Annotated in this window: 19 protein-coding genes; 9 read left to right on the forward strand and 10 right to left on the reverse strand. The window is 74.9% G+C overall.

Annotation, left to right across the window (positions count from 1 at the left end; all coding sequences use genetic code 11):
• Positions 1-169: 169 nt before the first annotated feature.
• Together ABT299_RS01295 and ABT299_RS01300 are read right to left on the reverse strand one after the other, a co-directional pair.
• Positions 170-3,547: a WD40 repeat domain-containing serine/threonine protein kinase gene (locus ABT299_RS01295; RefSeq protein WP_500249370.1), complete on the reverse strand. Its 3,378-nt coding sequence runs from the start codon at positions 3,545-3,547 to the stop codon at positions 170-172.
• 27 nt (positions 3,548-3,574) lie between these two features.
• On the reverse strand, positions 3,575-4,201 hold the full coding sequence (locus ABT299_RS01300; protein WP_190851565.1) for a hypothetical protein: 627 nt from the start codon (positions 4,199-4,201) through the stop codon (positions 3,575-3,577).
• A 169-nt stretch (positions 4,202-4,370) separates the two neighbouring features.
• Here ABT299_RS01300 and ABT299_RS01305 point away from each other — a divergent pair, with 169 nt between their 5' ends.
• Together ABT299_RS01305 and ABT299_RS01310 are read left to right on the forward strand one after the other, a co-directional pair.
• A complete protein-coding gene (locus ABT299_RS01305; protein WP_500249371.1) occupies positions 4,371-5,606 on the forward strand; it encodes an HAD-IA family hydrolase in 1,236 nt (411 codons plus the stop codon).
• A gap of 112 nt (positions 5,607-5,718) precedes the next feature.
• Positions 5,719-6,297 (forward strand): Rv1733c family protein, encoded by a 579-nt coding sequence (locus tag ABT299_RS01310; RefSeq protein WP_387019960.1) that lies wholly within the window; start codon positions 5,719-5,721, stop codon positions 6,295-6,297.
• Positions 6,298-6,376: 79 nt separating this feature from the next.
• Here the strand turns inward: ABT299_RS01310 and ABT299_RS01315 are convergent, their stop codons facing one another.
• Positions 6,377-8,095, reverse strand: a complete 1,719-nt coding sequence (locus ABT299_RS01315) for a sensor histidine kinase (RefSeq protein ID WP_500249372.1) — start codon at positions 8,093-8,095, stop codon at positions 6,377-6,379.
• 118 nt (positions 8,096-8,213) lie between these two features.
• Positions 8,214-9,080 (reverse strand): universal stress protein, encoded by an 867-nt coding sequence (locus ABT299_RS01320; protein WP_190851555.1) that lies wholly within the window; start codon positions 9,078-9,080, stop codon positions 8,214-8,216.
• Between the two features lie 122 nt (positions 9,081-9,202).
• Between ABT299_RS01320 and ABT299_RS01325 the strand changes: the two genes are divergently transcribed.
• Positions 9,203-10,435, forward strand: a complete 1,233-nt coding sequence (locus tag ABT299_RS01325; protein WP_500249373.1) for an acetyl-CoA hydrolase/transferase family protein — start codon at positions 9,203-9,205, stop codon at positions 10,433-10,435.
• A 49-nt stretch (positions 10,436-10,484) separates the two neighbouring features.
• On the opposite strand, the gene ABT299_RS01330 is transcribed toward ABT299_RS01325, so the two are convergent.
• Complete coding sequence (locus tag ABT299_RS01330; protein WP_190851549.1) at positions 10,485-10,754, reverse strand: metal-sensitive transcriptional regulator; 270 nt, start codon at positions 10,752-10,754, stop codon at positions 10,485-10,487.
• Between the two features lie 188 nt (positions 10,755-10,942).
• Between ABT299_RS01330 and ABT299_RS01335 the strand changes: the two genes are divergently transcribed.
• From ABT299_RS01335 to ABT299_RS01345, 3 genes are read left to right on the forward strand one after another with little or no spacing between them, the layout of a single operon-like run.
• Positions 10,943-12,301 (forward strand): MBL fold metallo-hydrolase, encoded by a 1,359-nt coding sequence (locus ABT299_RS01335; protein ID WP_387019953.1) that lies wholly within the window; start codon positions 10,943-10,945, stop codon positions 12,299-12,301.
• Between the two features lie 18 nt (positions 12,302-12,319).
• Positions 12,320-12,898 (forward strand): rhodanese-like domain-containing protein, encoded by a 579-nt coding sequence (locus ABT299_RS01340; protein ID WP_190851543.1) that lies wholly within the window; start codon positions 12,320-12,322, stop codon positions 12,896-12,898.
• The gene (locus tag ABT299_RS01345; protein WP_500249374.1) at positions 12,895-13,791 is read left to right on the forward strand and encodes a sulfite exporter TauE/SafE family protein; all 897 of its coding nucleotides are present in this window, start codon (positions 12,895-12,897) and stop codon (positions 13,789-13,791) included. Before ABT299_RS01340 ends, ABT299_RS01345 begins: the two co-directional genes overlap by 4 nt.
• A gap of 61 nt (positions 13,792-13,852) precedes the next feature.
• Here the strand turns inward: ABT299_RS01345 and ABT299_RS01350 are convergent, their stop codons facing one another.
• The gene (locus ABT299_RS01350; protein WP_500249413.1) at positions 13,853-14,608 is read right to left on the reverse strand and encodes a MerR family transcriptional regulator; all 756 of its coding nucleotides are present in this window, start codon (positions 14,606-14,608) and stop codon (positions 13,853-13,855) included.
• A gap of 205 nt (positions 14,609-14,813) precedes the next feature.
• On the opposite strand from ABT299_RS01350, the gene ABT299_RS01355 reads away from it, so the two are divergent.
• The 3 genes from ABT299_RS01355 (at position 14,814) to ABT299_RS01365 (ending at position 18,160) form a co-directional block, all read left to right on the forward strand.
• Positions 14,814-15,431, forward strand: coding sequence for a hypothetical protein (locus tag ABT299_RS01355; protein WP_500249375.1), 618 nt, complete (start codon positions 14,814-14,816; stop codon positions 15,429-15,431).
• A 72-nt stretch (positions 15,432-15,503) separates the two neighbouring features.
• Positions 15,504-17,342: a bifunctional sugar phosphate isomerase/epimerase/4-hydroxyphenylpyruvate dioxygenase family protein gene (locus tag ABT299_RS01360; protein WP_500249376.1), complete on the forward strand. Its 1,839-nt coding sequence runs from the start codon at positions 15,504-15,506 to the stop codon at positions 17,340-17,342.
• Between the two features lie 104 nt (positions 17,343-17,446).
• Complete coding sequence (locus ABT299_RS01365; protein WP_190851535.1) at positions 17,447-18,160, forward strand: TetR/AcrR family transcriptional regulator; 714 nt, start codon at positions 17,447-17,449, stop codon at positions 18,158-18,160.
• On the opposite strand, the gene pqqE is transcribed toward ABT299_RS01365, so the two are convergent.
• Genes pqqE through pqqB form a run of 4 tightly spaced genes read right to left on the reverse strand, consistent with a single transcriptional unit; the run spans position 18,157 to position 21,224 of the window.
• Positions 18,157-19,272, reverse strand: coding sequence for a pyrroloquinoline quinone biosynthesis protein PqqE (pqqE, locus tag ABT299_RS01370; RefSeq protein ID WP_500249377.1), 1,116 nt, complete (start codon positions 19,270-19,272; stop codon positions 18,157-18,159). The genes ABT299_RS01365 and pqqE overlap by 4 nt on opposite strands.
• Complete coding sequence (gene pqqD / locus ABT299_RS01375) at positions 19,269-19,562, reverse strand: pyrroloquinoline quinone biosynthesis peptide chaperone PqqD (RefSeq protein ID WP_500249378.1); 294 nt, start codon at positions 19,560-19,562, stop codon at positions 19,269-19,271. Before pqqD ends, pqqE begins: the two co-directional genes overlap by 4 nt.
• Positions 19,552-20,325, reverse strand: a complete 774-nt coding sequence (pqqC, locus tag ABT299_RS01380) for a pyrroloquinoline-quinone synthase PqqC (protein ID WP_500249379.1) — start codon at positions 20,323-20,325, stop codon at positions 19,552-19,554. The genes pqqD and pqqC overlap by 11 nt, the downstream gene beginning before the upstream one ends.
• Complete coding sequence (gene pqqB, locus ABT299_RS01385; protein ID WP_500249380.1) at positions 20,322-21,224, reverse strand: pyrroloquinoline quinone biosynthesis protein PqqB; 903 nt, start codon at positions 21,222-21,224, stop codon at positions 20,322-20,324. Before pqqB ends, pqqC begins: the two co-directional genes overlap by 4 nt.
• Positions 21,225-21,233: the final 9 nt, after the last annotated feature.

A 21,233-nucleotide genomic window follows, 5' to 3' on the forward strand; every position in this document is an offset into this window, starting at 1 on the left:
CACGAGATGTCTCCGTCCATCGGCCCCCTTCCCGCGACACTCCCGATGCCTCCGCCGGAACCTTGATCCTGGAACGCGCAGCGCCCACCCTTGACCGCCCCTTGCCCTCACCCCCGACACCCGGATCAGCCGACGAGGCGACGCGGCTTCGTCAGGGCGGGCTCCGGTTTCAGGGGGTGTGGAGGTTCCAGTCGAGTTCCCAGCGTCGCAGGGTTCCGTCCGTGCTCGCGGAGAGCGCGAAGCGGGCGTCGGCGCTGATGGCGACGGCGTTCACCGCCCCGGTGTGGCCTTCGAGGACGCGCAGGCAGCGTCCGCCGCCGAGGTCCCAGATCCGCACGGCGGCGTCGGATCCGCCGGAGACGGCGAACCGGCCGTCCGGGGTGAACCGGACGCGCTTGGACCGGACCTTCGGCACCGAGTCGACGCCCCGGGGGTTGTCGGGCTCGTCGCCGAAGACCCGCAGGCACTCACCGGTCGCGGTGTCCCACAGGCGGATCGTGCGGTCGGTGTACCCGCCGGCGGAGAGGACGCGGCGGCCGTCCGGGCTCACGCAGGCCGACATCACCCAGTTGGTGTGGCCGTGCAGAACGCGCAGGCACTCGCCGGTCTCGGGGTTCCACAGCCGCACCGTCCCGTCCGCTCCGGCGGACGCGATCAGTTCCGGTGCGGTGTGGAGCGCGGTGATCCTCCCGGTGTGGCCCGGCAGTTCCCGCTCGCACGCGCCGGTGTCGAGGTTCCAGATCCGGATCACCGCGTCCGCGCCGGCCACGACGGCGCGCCGCGCGTCCTGGTCGAACCCGGCGGCGCCGGCGCCCAGCGGGCCCAGGCGCTCGATCGTCTCGACGCGCTCGCCAGTCGGCAGCGCCCATGCGGAGACGGTTCCGTCGCGGCTCACGGCCGCGGCCCGCGCGCCGTCGCGGCTCACGGCGACGGCGTTGACGGCGCTCGGGTGCTTCGCGAACGTTCGCAGGCGGGTCCCGTTCTCCACGTCCCAGAGCCGGACGGTGCCGTCCTGCCCTCCGGCCACGGCGGTCCGGCCGTCCGGGTGCGGGTCCACCGAGACGGGCGCGGCGCCGGACTCGAAGACCCCGGCCGGCCATGCGGAGCGGAGCCCGGTCCTTGTCGCGGAGCGGCCCAGGGCCCGCCACGCTTCGAGCAGCCGCGGGTCCCGCTCGTGTCCGGGGACGGACCTGGCCTCGGCGAGCAGGGACAGGGCCGTCCGCGGGTCCGCCTCGCGGGCCCGGTCCATCAGGTCCGCCACCGCGGCGTCGAGCCCGCTCAGCTCGGCGTGCTCCCGCGGCCTGCTCAGCTGGAAGGGCGCGGTGTACCGCGGGGGCACCGTCCACCAGCGCAGGCCGGACCGCCAGGCCGACAGCAGCACTCCCGTGTCCGGGACGAGATGAGCCGCCCGCACCGGGCCGTCGCCCCGGTAGGTGCGCAGGCACTGCCCTCCGTCGAGCGTCCAGAGCCGGACGGTGTCGTCCGCGCCCACGGAGATCAGGAATCCGTCGGACATCGACAGCGAGCGGACGATCCGGGCGTGCCCGGGCAGGGTGCGGACGTCCCCCGTGCGGAGGTCCCAGAGGCGGACCCTCCCGCCCGCGGCGAGCGCCGCGCGGCTCCCGTCGGCGCTGAGGCAGACCTCGTCGACGGCCTTGAAGCCGTCGCGGACGCGGGCGTCCAGGACGCGGACGCAGCGGCCCGTCGCGACGTCCCAGAGCCGCGCCGTGCCGTCCGCGCGGCCGGCGGTGAGGACGAGCCGCCCTTCGGCGTCGAGCGCCGTGACCGCCCTGCCCTGGTGCCCGTCGATCGCGAGCCGGAGCCCGCCGCCGGGGAAGTCCCATACGAGGACGGTCCCGTCGTAGGCGGCCGACGCGGCGGTCCGCCCGTCGGCGGAGAGGCACACCGACGACGACCACAGGGCCCGGTTCCAGCCGTCCGGTGCGCCGATCGCCCGCAGGCGGCGTCCCCCGGCCAGGTCCCAGAAGTGCACGGCGTCCGGACCGGCCGTGATCGCGGAGCGGCCGTCGCCGCTGATGCCGAGGGTGAACTCGACGCCGGGAGCCGTCAGCTCCGTCAGGCAGCGGCCGTCGCCGACGTCCCACACGCGCAGCACGCCGTCGCAGGCGACGACCGCGCGCCGCCCGTCGCCGGTGAACCGGACGCCCATCGTCGGGGGCTGCCTCGGGATCCGCATGCCGTCGAACGTCTCGACGCGCTCCTGGTAGGAGTACCAGGGGATGCGGCGCGTGCCGTTCGACGGCCGGGACCGGGCGGCCCCGTCGCGGCCGAGCATCGCGTCCGCCCGGTCGTGGTCGCCGCGTTCGCGGTGCACCTGCGCCAGCAGGCGGTGGGCGCCGTCCGGGTCGGCGCCACCGGAGACCGTCGAGTCGAGGGCCGAGACGAGGTCCTCGTCGGTGCACTCTCCGCGCCGCCAGCGGAGCAGGCCGGCGTTGTAGGTGGCGTTCAGGTGCTGCGGGTCGGCGGCCAGCGCCGCGGCGAACGCCTCGCCGGCTTCGGCCGGGCGCCCGAGGTCGAGCAGGGACACGCCGCGGTTGCTGAGCTCGTCGGCCCGCAGGTCGGCGACGACCGGGGCGGGACGCGGGCGGGGCGCCCCGGCCGCCCGCCGGTGGATCTCCGCGAGTTCGGCGGCGACCTCGGTCAGGGACGCGGGCCGTTCGGCCGGGTCCGGCTTCAGGCACCCGTCCAGCAGATCGGCCAGCTCCGGCGGCAGTCCGGGGATCCCCGGCGCGGGATCCGCGCGACACGCGGCGAGCGCGGCGCCCGCCGCCGTCCCCGACCTCCAGGCGAGCCCGCCGGTGAACATCTCCAGCACGGACACGGCGAAGCTGTAGATGTCGGTGCGCCGCCCCACGGGCAGCCCCGCCGCCTGCTCCGGCGAGGCATAGGCGGGGGTCAAGCCGCTGGTGGACACCATGATGCTCGCCTCCGGAGGGGTGTCCGAGGCCGTCGGGGCGGCCGCCACCGGTCCGGCCACGGCCCGCGCCTTCGCCAGCCCGAAGTCGGTCACCTTCGCGACGGCCCCGTCCGGGGTGCCGTCCATCAGCACGTTGGCGGGCTTGACGTCCTGGTGCACGACCCCGCGGTCATGGGCGTGCGCCAGTCCCCACGCGAACTGCACCGCCACGTCCAGGATCCGGGCGAGCGCCTCGTCCCGGCCGCCGCCGTACAGGCGGCGGTCATCGATCCAATCGCGCAGGCTGCCGCCGGGCACGTACTCGGCGAACACGCGGGGGACGCCGTCCAGGACGCGCACGTAATGGCAGCCGCACACGTTCGGGTGAAGGCCCAGCGACACCCAGATCTCCGCCTCGGCGACGAACCAGTCCCGCTGCGCCTCCCTCGCGAACAGCTCCGCGCGCGGGCACTTCACCGCCAGGTCGGTGGCCCACTCCAGGTGCCGGACCCGGTACACGACGCCCATCGCGCCGCCCTCGTGCACCTGGAGGACCTCGTAGCGCCCGTCGACGACCTGGCCGACCCGCCACGCGTCGCCCGCCGCCAGTCCCCGGTCCCCCGGTCGCATCGGGCCCACGGCCGGCGCGCCGGCCGGTCAGCGGGCGGAGCCGGGGCCCGGGGCCGCACGGCCGGGCACGAACTCGGGCAGCGCCGCGAAGCCGGGGTCGACCGTCGCCGTGGCCGTCGCCCAGCGCACCCACGCCCGCACCCGCGACAGCGGATGGTCGGGGAACTGCGCGTCCCATGCCGGGTCGTCGCCGCGGTGGAACGGCAGCGCGCCCTTCACCTCGGGGGCGTAGGGATGCGGGAGCAGCCAGCCGTCCAGCCCGACGCCGAGCGTCGCCATGATCGTCGCCTCGCGCATCCCGGTGACGCCCCTCTCCGCGGCGGAGCAGCCGAACATCACGTAGCGGTCGGCCTTGGCCAGGAAGATGTTCGCCATGAACACCTGACCGCTGGGCGCGTTCGGGATCGGCGCCTTCACCACCTGGCAGACGCCGCGGACACCGCCGAGGACCACCGGCTCGGCCTCGATGAGGCAGCCCATCTGCGCGTATCCGGCGGCCAGGTTGCGGCGCATGGCGGGGACGTCCTCCAGCCAGGCCGGCTCCCCCAGCTGCGAGTTCGTGACGTTCTGGGTGATCCAGTCGCCGGTTCCCGGATGCACCCAGGTCGTCTCGTCGACGCGCTGCAGGCCGGTCGTGTTGAAGGTGACGACCACGGCTCAGATCTCCTTGTTCGGCCGAACCGGCGCCGCCTCGCCGGAATGATCACACCCTACTGACCGGGCGCCGCCTCGCGGGATCTTTCGGTCGACGGCGGAGGAGATCCGCAGCCGCGACACTCCATGACGAACGCGCTCATGCCGGTTATGCATGTATAAGTGCCTCGTGACTGATTCGATCGAACTGGTGATCTTCGACTGCGACGGCGTGCTGGTCGACAGCGAGCCCATCGCGGTGCGCACCCACTCGGCGGTGCTGACCGCGCTGGGCTGGCCGCTGAGCGAGGCGGAGGTGACCGAGCGGTTCGTGGGCCGGTCGACCGCGTCGATCAACGAGCTGATCGAGGCGCGGCTCGGGCCGGAGCTGACCGCCGAGGCGGGCCGCCGGTTCGAGCGGCTGCACGGGGAGGCGGTGGACGCGGAGCTGGCGCCGGTCGACGGCATCGCCGAGGCGCTGGCGGCCATCACCCTGCCGACCTGCGTGGCGTCCAGCGGCAGCCACGAGAAGATGCGCCACACGCTCGGCCGGACGGGCCTGCACGCCCGCTTCGAGGGCCGGATCTTCAGCGCGACGCAGGTCGCGCAGGGCAAGCCCGCCCCCGACCTGTTCCTGTTCGCCGCCCGGGAGATGGGCGTCGACCCCGCCCGCTGCGTCGTGGTGGAGGACAGCCGCTACGGCGTGCAGGCGGCCCGCGCCGCCGGCATGCGCGTCCTCGGGTACGCGGGCGGCCTGACCCCGGCGGAATGGCTCGAAGGGCCGGGCACGGTCGTCTTCGACGACATGCGCGACCTTCCCCGGCTGCTCGGCCTGGCGGACGGCACCGCCGGCTACGCCGAGGCGGCGGACGCGCTGGCGGAGCAGTACGAGAGCGTGGCGTTCGCCGACGTCCACGAGGAGGCGCTGCCGTTCCTGCCGGCCCCGCCCGCGCGCGTCCTCGACATCGGCGCCGGGACGGGCCGCGACGCCGCCGCGCTCGCCGGCCTCGGGCACCGGGTGGTCGCGGCCGAACCCGTCGCCGAGATGCGGGCGCACGGGCGGCGCCTGCACGCCGGCCGGCCGATCGAGTGGGTGGACGACCGGCTGCCCGACCTGCCCGCGCTGCGCGAGCGCGGCGAGGAGTTCGACCTGGTGCTCCTCAGCGCCGTCTGGATGCACCTGGACGCCTCGGAACGCGCGCACGGCGTCAAGCGCCTCGCCGAGCTGCTCGCGCCGGACGCCACGGTCGTGCTGGTGGTCCGGCACGGCCCCGTCCCGCCGGGGCGCCGGATGTTCGACGTTCCGGCGGAGGAGACGATCGCGCTGGCCGAGAGCGTCGGCCTGCGCCTCGTCCACCGGGCGGATCGCCCCGACCTGCACGGCCGCCCCGGCGTCCGGATGACCACCTTCGTCCTGCGCCGCTGAGGGACCGCCGCCCGCCGCTTTGCAGGGAGTTTCCTGACAAGGGCCTTCCGGCCCTTCCGGAGGCTCGGCCGGGTTCCTAACCTGCTGGCAGGGAGAACGGCTGGAGGACGCCATGGGAACCGGCGGTATCGGGGAGCGGCTGAATCGCCTGCGGCGCTGCTGCGGATTCGACCGGAACGAGCTCCGGCGCGATGTGGACCGCGCCCAGTGGCTGATCGGGCTGGTCCTCCTGGCCGGATGCGCGGTGGTCGCCGCCCTGGTGTCGGTCCGCGTCGGCCAGGACGTCTACGGCGCCGGCGTCCGGACCGAGCATCGGGAGGCCGCGACGCTCCGGAGGGTCGAGGCCACCGTCACGGCGGCCGAGGAGCAGGTGTCGGGGCGCCAGGTGACGGTCACCTGGACCGACGCGACCGGGGCGCGGCGCACGGCCGGCTACCTGACCTGGCGGGCCGCCGCCGTGGGCTCGCGCCTGCACGTCTGGGCCGGTCCCCAAGGGGTCAGGGACGACCCGCCCCGGACGCACGCGCGGACCATCAGCGACACCGCCGCCTACGAGCTCGGTGCGCTGTCGGCGGTGGGGCTGACGTTCGGCGGCCTGTACACGCTGGTCCGGCGCCGCTGCGACCGGCTCCGGGACGAGCGCTGGGACGCCGCCTTGGCCGGGCTCGACCGGCACAGCATCGGCCCCTGACCGGCACGGCATCGGCCCCTAGCGGCACGCCATCGGCCGCCGGCCGGACGGGCGGCCCTGGACGTCGAGGGGCCGCCGGTCAGGAGTCCCGCAGCGGGACGCGCCAGACGAGGACGGTGCCGCCGGCCGGCCCGGGCCGGGTACCGAACGAGCCGCCCTGCTTCTCGGCGCGCTCGTGCATGTTGCGCAGGCCGCTGCGGCGGCCGTCCTCGGGAATGCCGACCCCGTCGTCCTCCACCCGCAGGGTCAGCTCGTCGCCGACGTCCACGGCCACGGCGACCTGCCCCGCGCGGGCGTGCCGCGCGACGTTCGACAGTGCCTCCTGCAGCACCGCGAGCAGGTGCTCGCCGGTCTCGTCGTCGACCTCCGTGTCGAGCAGGCCGTCCACCCGCACCGACGGCGCGAACCCGAGGTGCTCGGCGGCGGCGTCGACCACGGCGTGCACGCGGCCGCGCAGCGACTCCTCGTTGCCGGTCGCCTGCAGCGCGAAGATCGACGAGCGGATCTGCCGGATCGTGTCGTCGAGGTCGTCGACGGCGCGCTGGATCCGGGCCCCCACCTCCGGCCGCTGCGTGATCTTGATCGCGGCCATCAGCGTCATCGCGGTGGCGAACAGCCGCTGGATGACGGTGTCGTGCAGGTCCTTGGCGATGCGGTCGCGGTCCTCCAGCAGCGCGAGCCGTTCGGCGTCCCGGCGCCGGTCCGCCAGCTCCAGCGCCACCGCCGCCTGCCCGGCGAACGCCTCCAGCAGCCGCTGCGTCCCCTCGGAGAACACCGGCCCGCCCGGCGGGTTGACCACCGCGAGGACGCCCCGGGCCGACGAGCCCACGCCCAGCGGCACCACCAGCACCGGCCCGACCGGGACCTCGGCCGGCGCGCCCGCCTGCCGCGCCGCCTCCGCGCCGTCGGGCAGCCGCACGGCGACGCCCTCCCGGAACACCGTCCCGGCCACCGGGTGGTCCAGCGGCACGCGCAGCCCGCGCAGGCGGTCGGCGCCGGTGCCGTCGGCGGCCTCCACCATGAACGCGCGGCCGTCGTCCTCGGCCAGCGCCACGTTCGCCAGCCCGGCGTCGGCGATCTGGCGGGCGCGCTCGGCGACCAGCGAGGTGACCTCGTGGGGGTCGATGCCGGACAGCAGCGTCGTGGAGATCTCGGCCGACGCCTCCAGCCACCGCTCGCGGCGCCGCCCCTCCTCGTACAGCCGGGCGTTCTCGATCGCGACGCCGGCGGCCGTGGCCAGCGCGGTCACCACGATCTCGTCCTCTTCCTCGAACTCCCCGCCGCCGGCCTTCTCGGTCAGGTAGAGGTTGCCGAACACCTCGTCGCGGACCCGGATGGGCACGCCGAGGAACGTCCGCATCGGCGGATGGTTCGCCGGGAACCCGTACGACTCGGGGTGGTCGCTCAGGTCCGGCAGCCGCAGCGGGCGCGGCTCCTTGATCAGCAGCCCGAGGATGCCCTTGCCGTCCGGCCAGTGCCCGATCCGGGCGATCTCCTCGTCGCCGACGCCCACGGTGACGAACTGGACGAGCCGCTCCCCCTCCTCGCCGATCACTCCCAGCGCACCGTAGCGCGCGTCGACCAGCGTGGTCGCGGCGTGGATGATCCGCTGGAGCACCGTCTCCAGGTCCAGCTCGCCGCCGATGGAGACGACGGCCTCCAGCAGGGCGTGCACCCGGTCACGGGTCGACCGCGCCGCCTCCAGCCGCGTCTGAAGTTCCGCCAAGAGATCGTCCAGCTGCAACTGCGGCAGGAGCAGCCGGGCACGGTCCTCGCCCGGCCGGAAATCGTCGCCCACGCCCCCAGTATCCCCGACCCCGCAACGGCGGGACCCGGTGGCGCCCGGCGGCGGGGCCGCACGCCCTCCGGCACCGAGCGGGTGCGGGCGGTCGGGGTCGGGGTCGGGCGCGCGGGGGTCAGGCGGCGGACGGGACGATGGCGACCGCGCAGGGGGCGTGCTGGAGCATCGCCGAGCTGGTCGCGCCGAGGAGCAGCGGGCCGAGACCGCCGGCGCCGCGGTCCCCGACCACCAGCAGATCGGCGTCCTCCGCCGCCTCCAGCAGGGCCTCGCGGGGGCGGTCCATGACCACCGAGGCCCGGAGGTCGACCTTCGGGTAGCGGTGCCGCCAGGGCGCGACGGCCCTCTCCAGCGTCACGGCCCTGACCTGGGCGAGCCGCTCCTTGTCGGCGAACAGGGCCAGCTCCGCCTCGTCGACCGCCCACGGCTCCCAGACCCCGAACACGACCCGCAGGCCCCATTCGCGCGACGCGGCCTCCTCCATGGCGAAGCCCAGCGCGGCGTCACCGCCCGCGGACCCGTCCACGCCGGCGACGACGAGGCCGTGGGCACGGCCGTAGTGGCGGACCGCCACCACGGGACGGCGCGCCCGCGCCGGCAGCTGCACCGCGGTCGACCCGACCGGCAGCTGGTGCCGCTCCCGGGAGCCGATCACGATCAGTTCCGCGTCCCCGGCCTCGTGCAGCAGCGCGTCCGCCACCGGCCCGGCCCTCAGCCGCCCGCCGACGGCGCCCGGGGCGCCGAGCTCGGCCGCCCGCGCCTCCCCGCGCTCGAGGAGCTTCTCCCCCGCCCGCTTGATGATCGCTTCGACGTCGTCGTCCACGTGGTCCGCGGCGTACGGCCAGTGCCAGCAATGGCACAGCACCAGGTCCAGCCCGCGCAGGCGCGCCTCGTCGACCGCCCACCGCAGGGCGGCCTCGGTGCCCTCGGTGGCGTCGTAGCCCAGCAGGACGTGCGGTCGTTGAGCCCTGTCCAGTCCGTCCATTCCCCACACATCTCCCCCCTGAGGCGGCTGTAACGGACGGAGCACCCGGACCCGGAGATCATGTCCCGGACGGGCCATGATGGGGTGGGAGCGGCCCCCGCCGCCCAGGGAAAGGCATCCCCATGCGCGTCATCTCCGAGCAGCACCTCGCCCGCGTCCTGGCCGGGCTGCCGGGGCGTCCGAGGATCGTGGCGGGCGGCAACTTCGCCGCGCCGCGGCGCGCTCTGGAGATCGCGGACGCGGCGATGGGCGAGTACCGGCTGTTCATGCTCAACGCGCAGGGCGACCTTCCCGACCGCGAGGGGGTCGACCTCGAGACGCCGTTCGTCGGGGCCGGGATGCGCGGCCGGGCGAACCTGCGGTACTTCCCGTCGCGGCTGTCGCTGGTCCCGAACCTGCTCAAGGAGTCGCTGCCGCCGGAGGTGGTGATCGTGCAGACCTCGACGCCGTCCGCCGGGACCGTCTCCCTGGGCATCGAGGTCAACATCCTCCCGGCGGCCATCGAGGCCGCGCGGGCCCGCGGCGGCCTGGTCATCGCCCAGCTCAACCCGCGGATGCCCTACACCTTCGGCGACGCCGTCCTGGCGGAGGACGAGATCGACTACGCGATCGAGGCCGACGAGCCGCTCGCGACGCCGGTGCCGCGGCCGCCCGGCGAGGCCGCCCACCTGATCGGCGAGCGGGTCGCGCGGCTCGTCCCCGAGCACGCCACGCTGCAGCTCGGCATCGGCGCGGTCCCGGACGCGGTGCTCGCGTCCCTCCTGGACCGCCGGGGCCTCGGCGTCTGGTCGGAGATGTTCAGCGACGGCGTGCTGGCGCTGGAGAAGGCCGGCGCGCTCGACACCGGGACCCCGATCACCGCCTCGTTCGCCTTCGGCGGCCGGGAGCTCTACGACTGGGCCGACCGCAACGACCGGATCCGGATGCTGCGCACCGAGAAGACCAACGACCCGAGCCTCATCGCCCGCAGGCCGCGCATGGTCGCGGTGAACTCCGCGCTCCAGGTGGACCTGTTCGCCCAGGCCAACGCCAGCCGCGTGCGCGGGGCGATCTACTCCGGCTTCGGCGGGCAGACCGACTTCGTCGTCGGGGCGCTGCACTCCCCCAGCGGGCGCGCCGTCATCGCCCTGCCGTCCTGGCATCCCCGCGCGGACGTCTCCACGGTCATCGCGCGGCTGGCCGGGCCGGTGACCTCGTTCCAGCACAGCTACATCGTCAGCGAGCAGGGCACGGCCACCGTCTGGGGCAACGACGCCGCGTCGCAGGCCGAGCAGATCATCGACAACGTCGCGCACCCGTCCGCCCGGGACGGGCTGCGCGAGCAGGGCCGCGAACTCGGCGTCCTGCGCCCCTGACACCCCTGACGGCCCGGTCGGCCCGGTCGGCCCGGAAACTCCAGGGCGGTCAGGCGAGGGTGAGGAAGAGCTTCTCCAGCTGAGCCCGGTCCACCGCGGCCTGGGCCGGGTCGTCGCCCTGGGCGAGGCACTGCTCCAGGCCCGTGGCGATGATCTTGAATCCGGCCCGGTTCAGCGCCCGGGAGACGGCGGCGAGCTGCGTGATCACGTCCTTGCAGTCGCGCTCGTTCTCGATCATCTGGATCACGCCGCCGAGCTGCCCCTGGGCGCGCTTCAACCGCACGATGACGTCGGCCAGTGAATCCCGTTCGAGCTCCATGCGTCCCCCTCCTGGTTACCCCCCAGGGTATCCGCCCCGACCGCCTCCGGCACCGGGAAAGCCGCCTCCACCTGCGGTCCCACTGTGACCTTCGATACCCCAGGGGGTATTTGCCAGGGGCGCCGGCCAGGGGCTAACCTGGGCCGAAAGATACCCCCTGGGGTATCCCGCATCGGAGGAGGGCCACGTTGATCGAGATCGTCTCCATTGACACGCCGACCCTGGGCGACCGCGGCTACCTGGTCACGGACGGGCGGGTCGCGTTCGTCGTGGACCCGCAGCGCGACATCGACCGGGTCCTGGACCTGGCGGGCGAGCGGGGCGTCACCGTCACGGACGTCTTCGAGACCCACATCCACAACGACTACGTGACCGGCGGGCTCGCGCTCGCGCGGGCGACCGGGGCCGCCTACCACGTCAACGCCGAGGACCCCGTCGCGTTCGACCGCCACCCGGTGGGGGACGGCGACGTCGTCGAGATCGGCGAGGACATGCGCGTCCGCGCGATCGCGACGCCCGGCCACACCTTCACCCACCTGTCGTACGTGCTGGAGGCGCCCGGACGCGCCCCCGCCGTCTTCACCGGCGGGTCACTGCTGTACGGCTCGACCGGCAGGCCCGACCTGCTCGGGCCGGAGCACACCGACGCGCTCGTCCACGCCCAGTACGGGTCCGCCCACCGGCTGGCGGACGAGCTCCCCGAGGACGCGGAGATCTTCCCGACGCACGGGTTCGGCAGCTTCTGCTCCTCCACGCAGTCGCAGGCCACCGCGTCCACCATCGGGCGGGAGAAGGGCGCGAACCCGGTGCTGACCCTGGAGGAGCGCGAGTACGTCGAGACGCTGCTCGCCGGGCTCGACGCCTACCCGGCCTATTACGCCCACATGGACCCGGCGAACACCGCCGGCCCGGACGCCCCGGACCTGTCCGAGCCGCACCGCGCGGACGCCGCGGAGATCCGCGACCGGATCGACGCCGGCGAATGGGTGGTGGACCTGCGCAGCCGCACGGCCTTCGCGGCCGGGCACGCGGCGGGCGCGCTCAACTTCGGGCTCGACGGCGCCTTCGCCACCTACCTCGGCTGGCTGATCCCCTGGGGGACGCCGGTGACCCTGCTGGGCGCGACGGCCGAGGACGTCGCGACCGCGCAGCGGGAGCTGGTCCGCATCGGCATCGACCGGCCCGCCGCGGCCGCCACGGGCGGCCCGGAGGACTGGTCGTCCGGCGACCCGAGCACGCTGCCGACGGCGACGTTCGCCGATCTGGCGTCCGTCCGCCACCACCGCCCGGTCGTGGTCCTGGACGTCCGCCGCGACCAGGAGTGGTCCGGGTCCCGGATCGACGGCGCGGTGCACGTCCCGCTGCACGACCTGCTCCGGCGCCTGGACGACGTCCCGACGGGCGAGGTCTGGGTGCACTGCCAGAGCGGCTACCGGGCGTCCATCGCCGCGTCGATCCTGGCCGCCGCCGGCCGCCGGGTCGTGGCGATCGACGACGAGTACCGCACCGACTCCCTCACCGGCCTTCCGATCGTCGCGGCCGCCTGACACCGAGGAGAACCTCCGATGCCCCTGTCCCCTGCCCGGCTCGACGCCGCGACGCTCCGCGAGCGCCTGGCCCAGCCCGATCCGCCGCGGCTGCTGGACGTGCGCACGCCCGCCGAGTTCGCGTCCGTGCACATCCCCGGCTCGTACAACGTCCCGCTCGACCTGCTGCGCGAGCACCGGGACGAGCTCGGCCGCCGGCTCGGCGAGACCGTGCTGGTCTGCCGCAGCGGCGCCCGCGCGGCGCAGGCCGAACGCGCCCTGGCCGAGGCCGGGCTGACCGGCGTGCACGTCCTCGACGGCGGCATCACCGCCTGGGAGGCGTCGGGCGCCCCGGTGAACCGCGGCCGCGCCGCCTGGGACCTCGAACGCCAGGTGCGCCTCGTCGCCGGGTCGCTCGTCCTCGTCGGGGTCGTCGGCGGCCTCGCCGTGCCCGCCCTGCGCTGGCTGGCCGCCGCGATCGGCGCGGGGCTGACCGTCGCCGCGCTGACCGACACCTGCGCGATGGGGATGCTGCTGGCGCGCCTGCCGTTCAACCGGGGGCCCGCGTGCGGCACCGACGCCATCGAGCGCCTCGTCCGGGACGGGGGTCCCGGATGACCCTCGCTCTCACTCTCGCCGCCGCGGTCGCCGTCGGCCTCACCCTGGGCCTGCTGGGAGGCGGCGGGTCGATCCTGACCGTCCCGGTCCTGGTGTATCTGGCGGGCGCCGCCCCGGAGCGTGCCATCGCCATGTCCCTGTTCGTCGTCGGCGTGACCAGCGCGGTCAGCGTGCTCCCGCACGCGCGCGCGGGACGGGTGCGATGGCGCACCGGCCTGCTGTTCGGCGCCGCGGGCATGGCGGGCGCCTACCTGGGCGGACGGCTCGCGGCGTTCCTCCCCGCGGGCGTGCTGCTGGCGGGCTTCGGCGTGATGATGGCGATGACCGCGTTCGCGATGCTGTGCGGGGGCTCGCGCGCCCGTCCCGGGGCCGCCCCGGGCCACGCCCCGCCTCCCCGGCCGGCGGCCCGGACCCTGCTGAACGGCGCCGTGGTCGGGCTGGTCACCGGCCTGATCGGCGCGGGCGGCGGGTTCCTGATCGTGCCCGCGCTCGTCCTGCTGGGCGGGCTGGCCCTGCCCGCCGCCGTCGGCACCTCGCTGCTGGTCATCTCGGCCAACTCGTTCGCGGGCCTGGCCGGGCACCTGCAGAGCGTCCAGCTCGACTGGCGCCTCACCCTCGCGGTGACCGGCGTCGCGGTGGCCGGCAGCCTCGCCGGCTCGCGGCTCACCGGGCGCGTCGAGCCGGACCGGCTCCGCCGCGTCTTCGGCTGGTTCGTCGTGGCGATGGCCGTGTTCGTGATCACCGAGCAGATCCCGGACGGGGCGCGCCACGCGCTGCTCGGCACGCCGCCCGGCTGGGGTGCCTTCGCCGGGACCCTGCTGGCCCTGGCCGCCGGAGCCTCGCTGCTCTGCCGGACGATACGCCCCGCCGGTCCCGATCACGCCTCGCGCTGATCCGCCGGGGCCTCCGCACCGGCCGGAACGCCGATGAGGTCGCGCGCCTCCGGCCGACGGGTCAGCCTCCCGGGCCGAACAGTTCGGTAAGCAGTTCGGCGCCCTCATCGGGGGCGCGTACCTCCAGGTGCAGCACCGGGCCGTCGAGATGCAGCCGGAAGTCGAAGAACGGGCAGCACCGCTGCTCGGCGGCGGCGAGCGCCATGATGCCGGTGGCGCGGTCGGCGGGCACGGTGAGCCGTACGCCGTCCTCGATCCGGCGGCCAGCGCCGTCACCGACCAGCCGCCGCCACTGCTCGGTCCGCTCGCCGAGAGCGTCCCCCTTCAGCGAGCAGGCGACCGGAGCGGTCCGCCACCGTTCGCTCCCGCCTCCAGCAGAAGCGTCATGGACGAGCGGTGACGCCGGGGAGACCGGCGAGCCCGCGGACGGGAACCCGCACTCGTCGTCACAGGGGCCCGCCCGGTCCGGCAGCCCGTCCAGCCGCTCCAGCGCCCGGTGCAGGACGCCGATGAACGCCGCCAGCTCGGCGGCGCGCGCACGGGCCTCGGACGCGTGCCGCGCGATGCGCGGGCGGAGATCGGCCTTCACCTCCGCGCACGCCCCGGACTCCCACACCGGGAGCAGCTCCGACACCTCCTCCAGCCGCAGGCCGAGGTCCTTGGCGGCGCCGATGAACGCCAGGCGCTCCACCGCCTCCTCGCCGTAGAGCCGGTACCCGGCCGCGGACCGATCGGCCCGCAGCAGGCCGGCGGTCTCGTAGAACCGCAGGGTGGTGGCCGGGACGCCGGAGCGCTCGGCGAGCTGGGAGATCCGCATCGTCCGCACACCCGGACGGTAGACCTTCGACCCGGCTCGAAGGTCAAGGGCGCATGCCGCGGCGCGATCCGTACCGCGCGGGGCGTAGGCCGGGTGTCGCCGCCGGGCCGATGCCCGGCGGACGTCCGGCCTGGATCCTGGCGGTCATCGCCACCGGACACCCGCCGCGCTCGGGCGGCCCCGGTCCGTCCCGAAGGAGCCGATCATGACCGTGCGTCCGACCCGCGATCGAGGGCAGGAGCCCCGGCACGACCCCGGCGGTACGGCCGAGAAGCCGGCCGCCGTGACCGGCGAGCGGCCTGGGCGGCGGACGGCGCGGGCGTGGCGGCTCTCCCGGCGGTGGCGGCGCGCCACGCTGGTCGTCCACCTGCTGTCGGCCGGCGCGTGGTTCGGCATCGACGTGATCGTCGCGGTGCTGGTGCTGACCGGCTGGTTCGCCTCCGACGTGGAGGTGCGGAGCCTGGCGTACCGGGCGCTGGCGGAGTTCGCGGCGGTGCCGATGCTGCTGTCCGGGCTGCTCTGCCTCGTGACGGGCCTGCTGCTCGGCCTGGGCGGCAAGTGGGGGCTGGTGCGCTACTGGTGGGTGGCGGTCAAGCTCACGCTCAACCTGCTTCTCTGCGTCCTCATTCTCGTCGTGCTCCAGCCGGGCATGGACGCGGTCGCGGACTACGGGGAACGGCTCCTGGTCGGGACGCCGTCCAGCGACAAGGTGAAAACGCTCTTCTTCCCGCCGGCGGTGTCGCTCTCCACGCTCGCGTTCGCCACGGTCCTCGCCGTGTACAAGCCGTGGGGGCGGCTCCGCCGGGAACGCGGCTCCTCGTGAGGGGGGCGCCGGCGCGGCGCCCTTGCTACGCTAACGTACTAGTTCGTCCATAAAGAGGGGGCGTATCGCGCCATGCGCAGGTCAATCGCGACCGTATCGCTCAGCGGCTCGCTGGCGGACAAGCTCACCGCGATCGGCGGCGCCGGCTTCGACGGCGTGGAGATCTTCGAGAACGACCTGCTCGTCAGCGACCTGAGCCCCGAGGACGTCCGGGACCGGGCGGCGGACCTCGGCCTGGCCGTCGAGCTGTACCAGCCGTTCCGCGACTTCGAGGCGGTGCCTCCGGACCTGCTCGCCGGGGGCTTGCGCCGCGCGGAGCACAAGTTCGCGGTGATGGAGCGGCTCGGCGCGCGGCAGATGCTGGTGTGCTCGAACGTCTCCCCGGCCGCGATCGACGACGACGTCCTCGCCGCCGAGCAGCTGCGGCTACTCGCGGAGCGCGCGGCGGAGCACGGGATCAGGATCGCCTACGAGGCGCTCGCGTGGGGACGGCACGTCAGCGACTACGCGCACGCCTGGCGCATCGTCCGCATGGCCGACCACCCCGCCCTCGGACTGTGCCTGGACAGCTTCCACATCTCGGCCCGGGACGTCGACCCGTACGCCATCCGCGCCATCCCCGGCGACAAGATCTTCTTCCTGCAGCTCGCCGACGCTCCCTCGCTCCCGATGGACGTCCTCTATTGGAGCCGCCACTACCGGTGCTTCCCGGGCCAGGGCGACATGGACGTGGCGGGTCTCGTCGCGCACGTCCTGCGGACGGGCTACGACGGGCCCCTGTCGCTGGAGGTGTTCAACGACATCTTCCGGCAGGCGGCGTCCATGCGGACGGCGCAGGACGCCATGCGCTCCCTCATCGCGCTGGAGGAGCAGGTCGGCCTGCGCGCCGGCGGCCCGGTGGCGGGGCTGACGTCGCCGCCCCGTCCGGTCGTGCCGAGCGGCTTCGCGTTCGCCGAGCTCGCGGCCCCGTCCGCCGGGCCGCTCGGGGACCTGCTGGAGGCCCTCGGGTTCGTCCGCACCGGCGTGCACTCCGGCAAGCCGGTCGAGCTCTGGGAGCAGGGCGCCGCCCGCGTGCTGGTGAACAGCGGGAGCGCGGAGAGCCCGGACGGCCCGGCGCTCGGCGCGATCGGCCTGGAGTCGCCGGACCCGGCCGCGTCGGTCAAGCGCGCCGAGGCGCTGCTCTCCCCCGTCCTGCCACGGATGCGGGGACCCCACGACGCCCCGCTGGACGCCGTCGCCGCACCGGACGGGACCGAGGTGTTCTTCTGCCGGACGGCGCGTCCCGACCATCCGAGCTGGACCGACGACTTCTCCGCCGGCCGGCGGAGCCCCGCCGCGGCCACCGGCGGGATCACCCACATCGACCACGTGGCGCTCACCCAGCCGTGGCACCACTTCGACGAGGCGTCGCTGTTCTACCGGAGCGTCCTGGGCCTCCGCCCCCACGAGAGCCTCGAACTGCCGGACCCGTACGGGCTGATGCGCAGCCGGGCGGTGTCCACCGAGGACGGCGCGGTGCGGGTCGCGCTCAACGTCGCGCACGTCGGCGCGCACGACGGGTCGCACGACCTGGCGTGGCAGCACATCGCGTTCGCCAGCGGCGACATCGTGGCGACCGCGCGCCGGTTCCGCGCGTCGGGCGGCCCGATGCTCGCGATACCGGAGAACTACTACGACGACCTCGAGGCCCGCCACGACCTCGGCGCGGAAAGGCACCGGCTGCTCCGCGAGCTGGGCCTGCTGTACGACCGGGACGAGCACGGCGAGTTCCTGCACTTCTACACCGAGACGACCGGCCGCGTTTTCTTCGAGATCGTCCAGCGGATCGGCGGCTACCGGGGCTACGGCGCCGTCAACGCGCCCGTCCGGCTCGCCGCGCAGCACGCCCGGCCGCGCCGCCGCGCGGGCTAGCCCCCGGCGGGCACCGCCCCGGGACCACTCGTGGTCAGCGAGCGGAGCGGGCGCCCGCAGCACCATAAGATGTGTCCTCGTCCGCACCCCTCTCCTGGAGTCACATGCCGTCGCACTCCGTCACATCCGCCTCGGGAGAGCGCCAGCGCGACGCCGACCGCACCCGCGCGGAGATCCTGGAGGTCGCGCAGCGGGAGTTCGCGCGGCACGGGTACGCCGGCGCCCGGGTGGACGACATGGCGGCGCTCATGCGCACCACCAAGCGGATGATCTACTACTACTTCGGCGGCAAGGAGAAGCTGTACGTCGCGGTGCTGGAGAAGGCGTACGGCGAGGTGCGCAAGCTGGAGTCGACGATCGACGTCCAGCACCTGGCGCCGGTGGAGGCGATCCGCACGCTGGCCGAGCTGACGTTCGACCACCACGAGGCGCATCCGGACTTCATCAAGCTCGTCAGCATCGAGAACATCCACCAGGCCGAGCACCTGCGCAAGTCGGAGGCGCTGCCGAACCTCAGCGGCCCGGTGGCGGAGCTGATCTCGCAGATCCTCGACGCCGGCCGCGCCTCCGGCGACTTCGTCGCCGAGGCGGACGCCATCGACGTGCACATGATGATCAGCTCGTTCTGCTTCTTCCGGATCGCGAACCAGCACACGTTCGGCGCGCTGTTCGGGCGGGACATGACGGCGCCCGAGCACCGGGAGCGGCACCGCGAGATGATCGGCGAGATGGTCGTGGCCTACCTGACCGGCGCGGGACGCGGCCGACCCGCGCGCGGCGGGCGCTCGCAGAACGGCCCCGGCCGCGGCGGCTCCTAGCGGCGGGCGTTCGCCGGCCGCCGGTAGACGAAGTCCGGCGCGGGGTCTCCGGCGGGCTCGGCGCCGGCCTCCCGCCCGGCGAGGACGGCGCGGTCGCGGACGAGGTGGTGGTCGGGCGACAGGGCGCAGGCCGGGTCCGTGCGGGAGGCGTCGCCGGTCAGGGCGAACGCCTGGCACCGGCATCCGCCGAAGTCGGTCTCGCGGCGCGGGCACTCGCCGCACGGACCGCTCATCCACGCGGTGCCGCGGTAGGCGTTGAAGGCGTCGGACCGCCGCCAGATCCACGACAGCGGGCGGTCGCGGACGTTCGGCGGGCGCAGGCCGGTCATCGCGTAGGCGGCGGGGCACGGCAGCGCCGTCCCGTCGGGCGCCACCGTGATGGAACGGGCACCCCAGCCGCCCATGCACGGTTTCGGCACGCCCTCGTGGTAGTCGGGAAGGACCCACACCAGTTCCGGTCGCCGGGACTTCGCCCGGTGGCCGGCCACTGCCCGTTTCGCGCGGTCGAGCTGTTCCGCGGTGGGGAGCAGGACGTCCCTGTTGCGGAGGGCCCAGCCGTAGAACTGCGCGTTGGCCAGTTCGACGCGGTCGGCTCCCCAGCGCTCGCCCATCTCGATGATCTGCGGCAGGCGGTCGAGGTTGTGCCGGTGCAGGACGACGTTGAGCCCGAAGGGGAGCCCGGCCGCCCGGATGACGCCCGCGGCGCGCTCCTTCGCCGCGTAGGAGGCGCGCCCGGCGATGAGGTCGGAGTTCGCCGGGTCCGCGTCCTGGACCGACAGCTGCACGCTGTCGATGCCGGCATCGACCAGCGCGTCCAGCCGCGCGGCGGTGAGGCCGAGGCCGCTGGTGACGAGCTGGGTGTAGACGCCGGCGCGGTGCGCCGCCGCCACGATCCGTTCGAGGTCGGGGCGCAGCAGCGGCTCGCCTCCGGAGATGTGCGCCTGGACGACGCCGAGGTCGGCGGCCTCCGCGAGGACCCGCGCCCACTCGTCCGCCGCCAGTTCGGCGCGCCGCCGGACGAGTTCGAGCGGGTTGGAGCAGTAGGGGCAGTGCAGCGGGCACGCGTGGGTCAGTTCGGCGAGCAGCGCCCACGGCGCGGCGGGCTCGGTCATCGCAGCCACCCTTCCGCGCGGACCCTCTCGATGAACTCGGGCACGTCCCGGTCGAGCGGGGCGTCCGGGTGGTCGGCGGCGAGCGCGGCGATGATGCCGGCGACGGTGCGGTGCCCGTCGCAGAGCCGCAGGATGCGGCCGGCCTCCGGGCTGAGCAGGACGGCCCGCTCGGGCATCAGCAGCAGCTCGGCGCGGCGGACGCGGTCGTAGCGGAGCAGGACGGAGCGGGCGAGCGCGGGCCGCGTCCCGCTCGTGGCCGCCGTCGTCATCGAAGCGTGTTCAGCCTGCATCCGCGCTCCCCGTGGCCGTGGCGTGCTCGACGGCGTCCAGCAGCGACCAGAGCACGTCGCATTTGAAGGCGAACGCGGCCAGCACGCGTTCCTGGTCGGCGCGCGTCTCGGCCCACCGGTGCACCAGCGCGAGGGCCTCGTCGGCGTCCCGGCGGCCCTGCGCCACGCGGACCTGGAAGTAGCGCAGCCCTTCCGGCTCGATCCAGGGGTAGTGCCGCTCCCAGGCCCCGATCCTCGTGACCATCAGGTCCGGCGCGAAGAGCTCGGTGAGCGACGATGCGACCGCTTCGAGGGGCGTGGCGAGGCGGCAGAAGTTCACGTAGCCCTCGACCGCGAACCGCACGCCGGGCAGGACGCCCTCGCCGGAGAGCAGCAGCACCCGGTCCAGGCCGGCGGCCTCGCCGAGGTGCAGCCACCGCTCGATGCCGCCCGCGTCCCCCGGACCGCCGGCGTCGCCGTCGCGGCCGTCGCGGCCGTCGTGGTCGTGGATGCGCCGGATCCAGGCGCGGCGCAGCTCCCGGCTGTCGAGCTTGGCGAGGATGAGCGCGTCCTTGATCGGGATGTGCCGCTGGTAGTGGAAGCGGTTCAGCACCCAGCAGCGCAGCTCCTCCGGCGTCAGCAGCCCGTCGTGCATCCGCAGGTTGAACGGGTGCCGGTGGTGGTAGCGCTCGGCGGCGATCCGGCGGAGCCGGTGCTCCACCTCCCCGGGCGTCCAGGGCAGCGGGCGGGCGGGACGGCGCGGGGCGTCCGTCGTCGTGCTCACAGGTCGATCACCTGGCCTTCCGATGCGACCTCGATCCCCATTCCGGCGAGGGCGCGGTGGCCGTCGTGACCGGGGTCGACGAGGGGGTTGGTGTTGTTGAGATGCGTGTAGAGGCGCCGCGCCGCGGGCAGCGCCGCGAGCCGCTCGGCCGTGCCGTCCGGGCCGGTGATCGGCAGGTGGCCCATCTCGGTGGCGGTCCGCTCGGTGAACCCGGAGCGGCGCGGCTCGGCGTCGTCCCAGAACGTCCCGTCGACGATGACGCAGTCCGCGGCGGACAGGGCCCGGCCGAGCGCGGGCGGCCACCCGGCGAGCGCCGGCGCGTAGACGAGGCTGGTGCCGGCGCGCCGGTCGGTGACGTGCAGCGCCACGGACCAGGCCCCGTCCGGCAGGTCGAGGCCGGCCGCGTAGCGGGGGCGCTTGCCCGAGACCCGGACGGCCGCGATCTCCAGGCTCCCGGTGCCGTCGAGCGGGACGGCCCCGTCCTCGGGGAGCTCCGTCCAGGTCAGCGTGGTGTACGGGGCGAGGACGCGGTCCAGCCGGAGGCCGCCCGCCAGCGCGTCGCGGACGGTGGCGGTCGCGACGACGCGCAGGCCCGCCGCCTCCCGCAGCCGCGGCAGCCCGAGCGTGTGGTCGAGTTCGGCGTCGGTCAGCACCGCGCCCGCGACCGGGGTGCGGCGCCGCTCCGGGCCGGGACGCAGGTCCGCGGTCGCCTCGATCTGCTCCGCGATGTCCGGCGTCGCGTTGACCACGTACCAGCGTCCCGGGGACGCCTCGATCGCGATCGAGGCGTGCCGGCGGCGCCACGACGGGTGCGCGCGGGCGGCGGCGCACCCGTGGCACACGCAGTTCCACTGGGGGACGCCGCCGCCCGCGGCGGTGCCGAGAACGCGCACCCTCATCGGCCGGCG

Source organism: Spirillospora sp. NPDC000708, from assembly GCF_040299565.1.
GTDB lineage: Bacteria > Actinomycetota > Actinomycetes > Streptosporangiales > Streptosporangiaceae > Spirillospora.